Raw genomic sequence first — 7,500 nt, forward strand, 5'->3', positions numbered from 1 at the left:
TCCCCCCCCCCCGTTGGGGGGGGGGGGGTGGGGGGGGGGGGCAGCCGGCGGTGCGCATGCCTGTGTGGTTTGCAACCACCCCCTCTCCCCAACCCTCTCCCCCATGAGGGGGAGAGGGAGAACACATACAGCGGGCGCTACCTCACCGGTAGACGATCACCGGAATATCGGTATGCGTCAGCACCTTCTGCGTCTCGCTGCCGAGCAGCAGGCCGGACAGGCCGCGGCGGCCGTGCGAGGCCATGAAGATCACGTCGCAGCCATGCCGTTCGGCCGCGTCGATGATGCCCAGATAGGGCACCGCGAAGGTCGACATATCGGTGTCGCAAGGCACACCGGCCGCGGTGGCGGCGGTCTCGACCTCCTTCAGGTAGATGCGCGCCTGCGCCTCGATGCGGTCCTTGAAGGCCTGCGGGGCCTCGACCACGATTTCGCTGAACGGCGTGTACGGATATTCCTCGAGACAGACATAGGCAGTGACCCGGGCGCCGATGGCCTTGGCCAGCTCGATGCCGCCATCGATCGCTTTCTTGGACAGCTCCGAACCGTCAGTCGGGAGCAGGATGTGCTTGAACATGGCCGATCTCCTTGCGATGAGTCCAAAGGCATGCCCGAGGGCACCGGAAGCGGGGCGAAGGAACCGACCCGCGGTGACTTCATTGTAGCCAGTGTGGCGGCTAATGCATCGCGGGCGAACCCTTGCCCGGTCGTCGTGCCGGCTCAGGCACCGACCGGCTCGTCGCTCGCGGGCAGCACCACCTGCTCGCCGCGGCGCCAGTAGGCCGGGTTGCCGTAGGTGTTCTTCAGATGATCGATAAACAGCCGCACTCGCAGCGGCAGATGCTTGCGCTGCGGAAACACCGCGTGGATGCCGATCGGCGGCGCCTGGAACTCGTCGAGCACCGTGACCAGCCGTCCGGTCGCGATCTCGTGGCCGACCTCCCACCACGAGCGCCACGCCAGCCCATGTCCCTGCAGGCACCAGGCGTGCAGCACCGCGCCGTCGGTGCATTCCATATTGCCGCCGACCTTGACCGTGACCGGGCGGCCGTCCTGCTGGAACACCCAGCCGCGCTGCACGTTGGCGCTGGCGCCGAAGGCCAGGCAGTTATGCGCGCTGAGCTCTTCCGGCAGCTGGGGCGTACCGCGCCGCGCCAGATACGACGGGGCGGCCACCACCACGCGCCGGTTTTCCGCGAGGCGGATCGACACCAGGCTCGAATCGGGCAGATCGCCGAGGCGGATCGCGCAATCGAAGCCCTCGTTGACCAGGTCGACCACGCGGTCCGACAGGTCCAGCGTGATGGTCACGTCCGGATGCGACTCGATGAACAGCGGCACCACCGGCGCCACATGCTTGCGGCCGAAGCCCGCGGGCGCGGTCACGCGCAGATGGCCGCTGGCCTTGACGCCGCCCGCCGAGACGCTGGCCTCGGCGTTCTGCAGATCGTTGAGGATGCGCTGGCAGTCTTCCAGGAAGGCGGAGCCCTCGAAGGTCAGCGTGATCTTGCGAGTGGTGCGCACCAGCAGCTTGACGCCGAGCCGTTCCTCCAGCGCGTCGATGCGGCGGCCGATGATGGCCGGCGCGACGCCCTCGGCGGTAGCGGCCGCCGACAGGCTGCCGCGCGAGGCGACCGAGACGAAGGTCGCCAGTTGCTTGAAATGATCCACGTGTCCCCGACGTTTTGCGGCCGGCGCGACACAAAGCGATCTTGGCGATACGTGCCGGCCAGCGAATGGCAGGGCCGGAGCCGATATTGGTTTCGGATCTTCCGGCGGTTCGCCAAGATTAGTAGGGCAAAAGTAAAAGATCAAGTGACCCGGGTCGGCTATGCCGCGCTGCAGCGCCTGCCTACAATGCTCGGAATTCGTGGTACGCCGGCCCCGCGCCGCGGCCGCCAACCCCTGGTCCTTGCTGCTATGAACCCGATCCGCGCCGTCGTCTTCGATGCCTATGGCACGCTGTTCGACGTGTACTCCGTCACGGCGCGCGCGGAGCAGCTGTTTCCCGGCAAGGGTGAGGCGCTGGCGCTGCTGTGGCGCGACCGCCAGATCGACTACACGCGGATCCGCACGATGGCCGCGCCCGACGGTGCCTGGTACAAGCCGTTCTGGGCGATCACCGTCGATGCGCTGCGCTATGCGGCGCAGCGGCTCGATCTGCGGCTCGATGCCGCGGCCGAGGCGCAGTTGCTGAAGGAATACGCCTGCCTGTCGGCCTTTCCGGAAAACCTCGGCGCGCTGCGCCGCCTGCGCGCGGCCGGCCTGCCGCTGGGCATCCTGTCCAACGGCAATCCGGAAATGCTCGACATCTCGGTCAAGAGCGCCGGCATGCAGGGCCTGTTCGACCATGTGCTGTCGGTCGACGCGGTGCGCCAGTACAAGACCGCACCGGCCGCCTATGCGCTCGGTCCCGCGGCCTTCGGCGTGCCGGCGCACGAGATGCTGTTCGTCTCGTCCAACGGCTGGGACGCGTGCGGCGCGACCTGGTTCGGCTACACCACGTTCTGGATCAATCGTGCCGGCCACCCGGCGGAGCGGCTCGACGCCGAGCCCACCGGAACCGGGCACGACATGAACGACCTGCTCGATTTCGTGCGCGCACGCGGCATTGCCGTCGCGCATGGATGACGAGGGCAGGCATGGCACAACCCCCATCGATCACAGGAGAACATTGATGGCCATCACGTTGCCTGCGGGCATGAAGATTACCGGCGAAATCCTGCCGGCCTACGAAGATATCCTCACGCCGGAAGCGCTGGCCCTGGTGGACAAGCTGCACCGCGCCTTCGAGCCGCGCCGCCAGCAGCTGCTGGCCGCGCGCGTCGAACGCGCCAAGCGCCTGGACGCGGGCGAGCGCCCCGACTTCCTGCCGGAGACCAGGTCGATCCGCGAAGGCGACTGGAAGATCGCGCCGATCCCGAAGGCGCTGGAATGCCGCCGCGTCGAAATCACCGGCCCGGTCGAAGCGAAGATGGTCATCAACGCGTTCAACTCGGGCGCGGACAGCTACATGACCGACTTCGAGGATTCGAACACGCCGAACTGGCACAACCAGCTGCAGGGCCAGGTGAACCTGAAGGCCGCCGTGCGCCGCACGCTGACCCTCGAGGCCAAGGGCAAGGTCTACAAGCTGAACGACAAGATCGCCACGCTGCAGGTGCGTCCGCGCGGCTGGCATCTGGACGAGAAGCACGTGACCATCGACGGCCAGCGCGTGTCGGGCGGCATCTGGGACTTCGCGCTGTTCCTGTTCCATAACGCCAAGGAGCAGATCGCGCGGGGCGCCGGTCCGTTCTTCTATCTGCCGAAGATGGAAAGCCATCTGGAAGCACGCCTGTGGAACGACATCTTCGTGATGGCGCAGAACGAGATCGGCCTGCCGCAGGGCACCATCAAGGCGACCGTGCTGATCGAGACGATCCTGGCCGCCTTCGAGATGGAAGAAATCCTGTACGAACTGCGCGAGCACAGCGCCGGCCTGAACGCCGGCCGCTGGGACTACATCTTCTCGTGCATCAAGAAGTTCAAGACGGACAAGAACTTCTGCCTGGCCGACCGCGCCAAGGTCACGATGACCGCGCCGTTCATGCGCGCCTACGCGCTGCTGCTGCTCAAGACCTGCCACAAGCGCGGCGCGCCCGCGATCGGCGGCATGAGCGCGCTGATCCCGATCAAGAACGATCCGGAGAAGAACGAGATCGCGATGCAGGGCATCATCGGCGACAAGCGCCGCGACGCGACCGACGGCTATGACGGCGGCTGGGTGGCCCACCCGGGCCTGGTCGAGCCGGCGATGAAGGAATTCGTCGCGGTGCTGGGCGACAAGCCGAACCAGTTCGAGAAGCAGCGCCCGGACGTCAACGTGACCGGCGCCGACCTGCTGAACTTCCAGCCGGAGACGCCGATCACCGAAGGCGGCCTGCGCATGAACATCAACGTGGGCATCCATTACCTGGGCGCCTGGCTGGCCGGCAACGGCTGCGTGCCGATCCACAACCTGATGGAAGACGCCGCCACCGCCGAGATCTCGCGCTCGCAGGTCTGGCAGTGGATCCGCTCGCCGAAGGGCGTGCTGGAAGACGGCCGCAAGGTGACCGCCGAGATGGTGCGCGCGCTGATCCCGGAAGAGCTGGCCAAGGTCAAGGAAGTGGTCGGTGGCGACACGAAGACCTACGACCGCGCCGCCGAGATCTTCGAACAGATGTCGACGTCGGAATCGTTCGCCGAATTCCTGACGCTGCCGCTGTACGAGGAGATCTGAGCCCGATCGTCGCCCCCGCGAAAGCGGGGGTCCAGCGACTGATAAGGACACTGGGTCCCCGCTTGCGCGGGGACGACGAACCGACTCACAAGCCCGCATCCGCGGGCTTTTTGCTTTGCGGAATGCGGCGCCGGCGCGAGGCCTTCATAATGGCGGCTTGAGCAAGAGGGAGAATCAAGTTGCGCTTCGAGCATCTGGTAGAGATCAATGACCCCAACATGCCGGCGCTGGACCCGCTGACGGCGGACCAGGTCTGGCAGGGGCTGGTACTGCGCGGCCAGTCGCCGGAGCTGTTCGTGCTGGGCCTGGACCGTGCCGACATCACGGGCCGCGGCGACGACTGGATCGAACGCGTGCTGCATTTCGGCAAGGCCGAGGTGCGCGACCGGGTCGTGTTCGAGGCGCGCCGCTCGGTCCGCTACGAGACCGCCGCCACCGCCGACCACGCCGGCGGCACGCTGACGATGACGATCGAGACACCCGGACCGGGCGCGCTGCTGCTGCGCTTCACCTACGAGACCACGATGCCGGCGGTCGACGCCAGCGGCGACGACCGCTACGCCGAGATCGTCAAGTCGGCCTATCACGAGGCCGATCTCGATACGGTCCGCAAGATCCGCGAACTGGCCAGCACCGGCAGGCTCGGGTGAGCGAGGATTCCCTGCCGCCGCGTGGCGGCGGCGATCGCGCGCGCCGCGCGCCGACGCGCGCGTACCTGCGCGAGCGCTATGGCGACAAGCTGCGCTGGCTGGTGCTGGTCACGCTGATGATCGGCACGATGTCGTCGATCGTGTCGTCGACCATCGTCAATGTCGCGGTGCCGGACCTGAGCCGGCATTTCGGGCTGGGGCAGGAGCGCGCGCAATGGGTCGCGGCCAGCTTCATGATCGCGATGACGCTGGCGATGCTGCTGACCCCCTGGCTGCTGAACCGCTACGGGCTGCGCCGCACCTTTCTCGGCGCGGCGGTGCTGCTTGGCGTCGGCGGGCTGGTCGGCGGCTTCTCGCCCAGCTATGGCGTGATGATCGCGATGCGCGTGGCCGAAGGCATCGCCGCGGGCATCATGCAGCCGCTGCCCAATATCCTGATCCTGCGCGTGTTCGAGGAACGCGAGCAGGGCCGGGCGATGGGCATGTTCGGCTTCGGCGTGGTGCTGGCGCCGGCGCTGGGGCCGAGCCTGGGCGGCTTCCTGGTCGAATCGTTCGGCTGGCGCTCGATCTTCTTCGTGGTGGTGCCGCTGACGATCGTCGCCGGGCTGATGGCGCGCCGCTTCATGGCGATCGATTCGGCGATGATGGGCGAGCGCAAGCCGCTCGACTGGCAGGGGCTGGCGCTGGCGGGGGTCGCCACGGTGATGCTGCTGAACGGCCTGGTCGAGCTGCGCGAGGACACCGTTACCGGCCTGCTGCTGTCGGGGCTCGGCGTGCTGCTGCTGGTGCTGTTCGTGCTGTGGCAGCTGCGTGCTTCCGATCCGCTGATGAACATGCGGCTGTACAGCTATCGGCAGTTCTCGGCCGGCGCGGTGGTGGCCTTCATCTATGGCGCCGGGCTGTTCGGCTCGACCTATCTGCTGCCGGTCTACATGCAGATGGCGCTGCAGTACTCGCCGTCGCAGGCGGGCTTCGTGCTGCTGCCGGCCGGCATCGCGCTGGCCGTGACCATCGCGCTGGCGGGCCGCCTGACCAGCCGCGTGCCGCCGCATATCCAGGTGTCGGTAGGGCTCGCGCTGCTGGCGGCGTCCTTCCTGCTGATGGCGCTGGGCTCGCTGACGACGCCCTACGTGGTGCTGATCGCGCTGGCGGTGCTCGGCCGCATCGGGCTCGGTTGCATCCTGCCTTCGCTGTCGCTGGGGGCGATGCGGGGCGTCGATTTCTCGCTGATCGCGCAGGGCTCGAGCGTGATCAACTTCGTGCGGCAGCTGGGCGGTGCCATCGGCGTCAGCCTGGCCGGGGTCGGCCTGCAATGGCGGCTCGAGTCGCACGGCGCGCTGCTGGCCGGCAATCAGGCCGGGGCCGATGCCGCGGCGCGCATCCGCGCGTTCGACGAGACCTTCCTGGCGGTGGGGCTGGTGATCGCGACCGCGATCCTGGCCGCCTGGCGGATCCGGCCGCGGCAGCAGCCGGAACGGGTGGGGCAATAGCGCCTTTTGCTGTCGCCCCCGCGAAAGCGGGGGCCCAGCGTCTTGCCGTCTCGCGTGGGAGCCGCTGGGTCCCCGCCTGCGCGGGGACGACAGCGAGAGCGCTACGCGGTCAGGCTCAGCTCGCCGCGCCCGACTTCAGCTCCTCGACCAGCTCGATGTACTTCTGCATCGCCTCTTCCTGGCTGGTGCCCTTCAGCGTTTCCCACGCCTCGAACTTGTAGCGGCCGACGAAGTCCGTCATGCCCGGCTTGTCGCCATGGACATCGCCCTCGCTGCCTTGCTTGAACAGCGCGTACAGCCGCAACAGCGTCATGTTGCTGGGGCGTTCGGACAGTTGCTTGACGTCGTTCTGCGCTTGCTCGAAGCGCTGTTGCAGGTCGCTCATGGGGACTCCGGGACGGTGAGGGGGATGGACCCGCGATGATAGCCCCGCAGGCCGCCAAACCCGCCCGGAAAAAACCGAGGGCGGCTTCGGTTCGGCGGCCAGCGGATACAATCGCGGCATGTCATGGATTCTTGCCGTTGAAACCTCCACCGAGTGGTGTTCGGTCGCGCTCGGCCACGCCTCGCCGTCCGATGGGCTGCGTTGCCTGGCCCGCCACGAACAGACCGGTCCGCGCTCGTCGGGCCGGGTCCTGCCCGCCGCGGGCGAACTGCTGGCCGAGGCCGGCATCCGGCTGGCCGATTGCGCCGCGATCGCCTTCGGCGCCGGCCCGGGATCGTTCACCGGCCTGCGCACCGCCTGCGGCATCGCCCAAGGCTTGGCCTTCGGCGCCGATCTGCCGGCCGTTCCCATCAATACGCTGATGGCCTGCGCCGAACGCGTGCGCGGAGTCCCCGGGGCCGCGCTGGAGGGCGACACCGCGGCCGTGGCGCTGCCTGCCGGCATGCCGGTGCTGGTCGCGCTCGACGCGCGCATGGACGAGGTCTACACCGGGCTGTTCGACTGGGACGCGGCCCGCGGCGAATGGCAGGAAGCCGGTCCGATGCGCGTGATCGCGCCCGAGGCGGTGCAGGCGCCGGCCGCAACGTTCTGGCTGGCGGGCAACGGCGCCACGGTCTATGGCGAACGATTGCACGCCGCCGCGCAGGCCGC

Annotated in this window: 8 protein-coding genes; 5 read left to right on the plus strand and 3 right to left on the minus strand. The window is 68.1% G+C overall.

Features of this window, described 5'->3' with window-relative positions:
• Positions 1 to 142: 142 nt before the first annotated feature.
• Both B551_RS10565 and B551_RS10570 read right to left on the minus strand, forming a co-directional pair.
• On the minus strand, positions 143 to 577 hold the full coding sequence (locus tag B551_RS10565; protein ID WP_006576556.1) for a universal stress protein: 435 nt from the start codon (positions 575 to 577) through the stop codon (positions 143 to 145).
• Positions 578 to 720: 143 nt separating this feature from the next.
• Positions 721 to 1,671 (minus strand): LysR family transcriptional regulator, encoded by a 951-nt coding sequence (locus tag B551_RS10570; protein ID WP_006576555.1) that lies wholly within the window; start codon positions 1,669 to 1,671, stop codon positions 721 to 723.
• Between the two features lie 249 nt (positions 1,672 to 1,920).
• Here B551_RS10570 and B551_RS10575 point away from each other — a divergent pair, with 249 nt between their 5' ends.
• From B551_RS10575 to B551_RS10590, 4 genes are all read left to right on the plus strand, one after another.
• A complete protein-coding gene (locus B551_RS10575; protein ID WP_006576554.1) occupies positions 1,921 to 2,631 on the plus strand; it encodes a haloacid dehalogenase type II in 711 nt (236 codons plus the stop codon).
• Positions 2,632 to 2,677: 46 nt separating this feature from the next.
• Positions 2,678 to 4,264, plus strand: a complete 1,587-nt coding sequence (gene aceB, locus B551_RS10580; protein ID WP_006576553.1) for a malate synthase A — start codon at positions 2,678 to 2,680, stop codon at positions 4,262 to 4,264.
• A gap of 179 nt (positions 4,265 to 4,443) precedes the next feature.
• Entirely contained in the window at positions 4,444 to 4,914 is a 471-nt protein-coding gene (locus tag B551_RS10585; protein ID WP_006576552.1) for an SRPBCC family protein, read from the plus strand.
• Complete coding sequence (locus B551_RS10590; protein WP_023264050.1) at positions 4,911 to 6,404, plus strand: DHA2 family efflux MFS transporter permease subunit; 1,494 nt, start codon at positions 4,911 to 4,913, stop codon at positions 6,402 to 6,404. Before B551_RS10585 ends, B551_RS10590 begins: the two co-directional genes overlap by 4 nt.
• 115 nt (positions 6,405 to 6,519) lie before the next feature.
• Here B551_RS10590 and B551_RS10595 read toward each other — a convergent pair whose 3' ends face one another.
• A complete protein-coding gene (locus B551_RS10595) occupies positions 6,520 to 6,789 on the minus strand; it encodes an acyl-CoA-binding protein (RefSeq protein ID WP_006576550.1) in 270 nt (89 codons plus the stop codon).
• Between the two features lie 118 nt (positions 6,790 to 6,907).
• Here B551_RS10595 and tsaB point away from each other — a divergent pair.
• The coding region (gene tsaB, locus B551_RS10600; protein ID WP_023264051.1) for a tRNA (adenosine(37)-N6)-threonylcarbamoyltransferase complex dimerization subunit type 1 TsaB at positions 6,908 to 7,500 on the plus strand (593 nt) is incomplete at its 3' end.

Source organism: Cupriavidus sp. HPC(L), assembly GCF_000307735.3.
GTDB lineage: Bacteria > Pseudomonadota > Gammaproteobacteria > Burkholderiales > Burkholderiaceae > Cupriavidus.

What these genes read in the sequence shown, in the direction of transcription:
- B551_RS10565 (WP_006576556.1), bottom strand. Translation starts at nt 577, where the DNA reads ATGTTCAAGCACATCCTGCTCCCGACTGACGGTTCGGAGCTGTCCAAG.
- B551_RS10575 (WP_006576554.1), top strand. Translation starts at nt 1,921, where the DNA reads ATGAACCCGATCCGCGCCGTCGTCTTCGATGCCTATGGCACGCTGTTC.
- B551_RS10595 (WP_006576550.1), bottom strand. Translation starts at nt 6,789, where the DNA reads ATGAGCGACCTGCAACAGCGCTTCGAGCAAGCGCAGAACGACGTCAAG.
- aceB (WP_006576553.1), top strand. Translation starts at nt 2,678, where the DNA reads ATGGCCATCACGTTGCCTGCGGGCATGAAGATTACCGGCGAAATCCTG.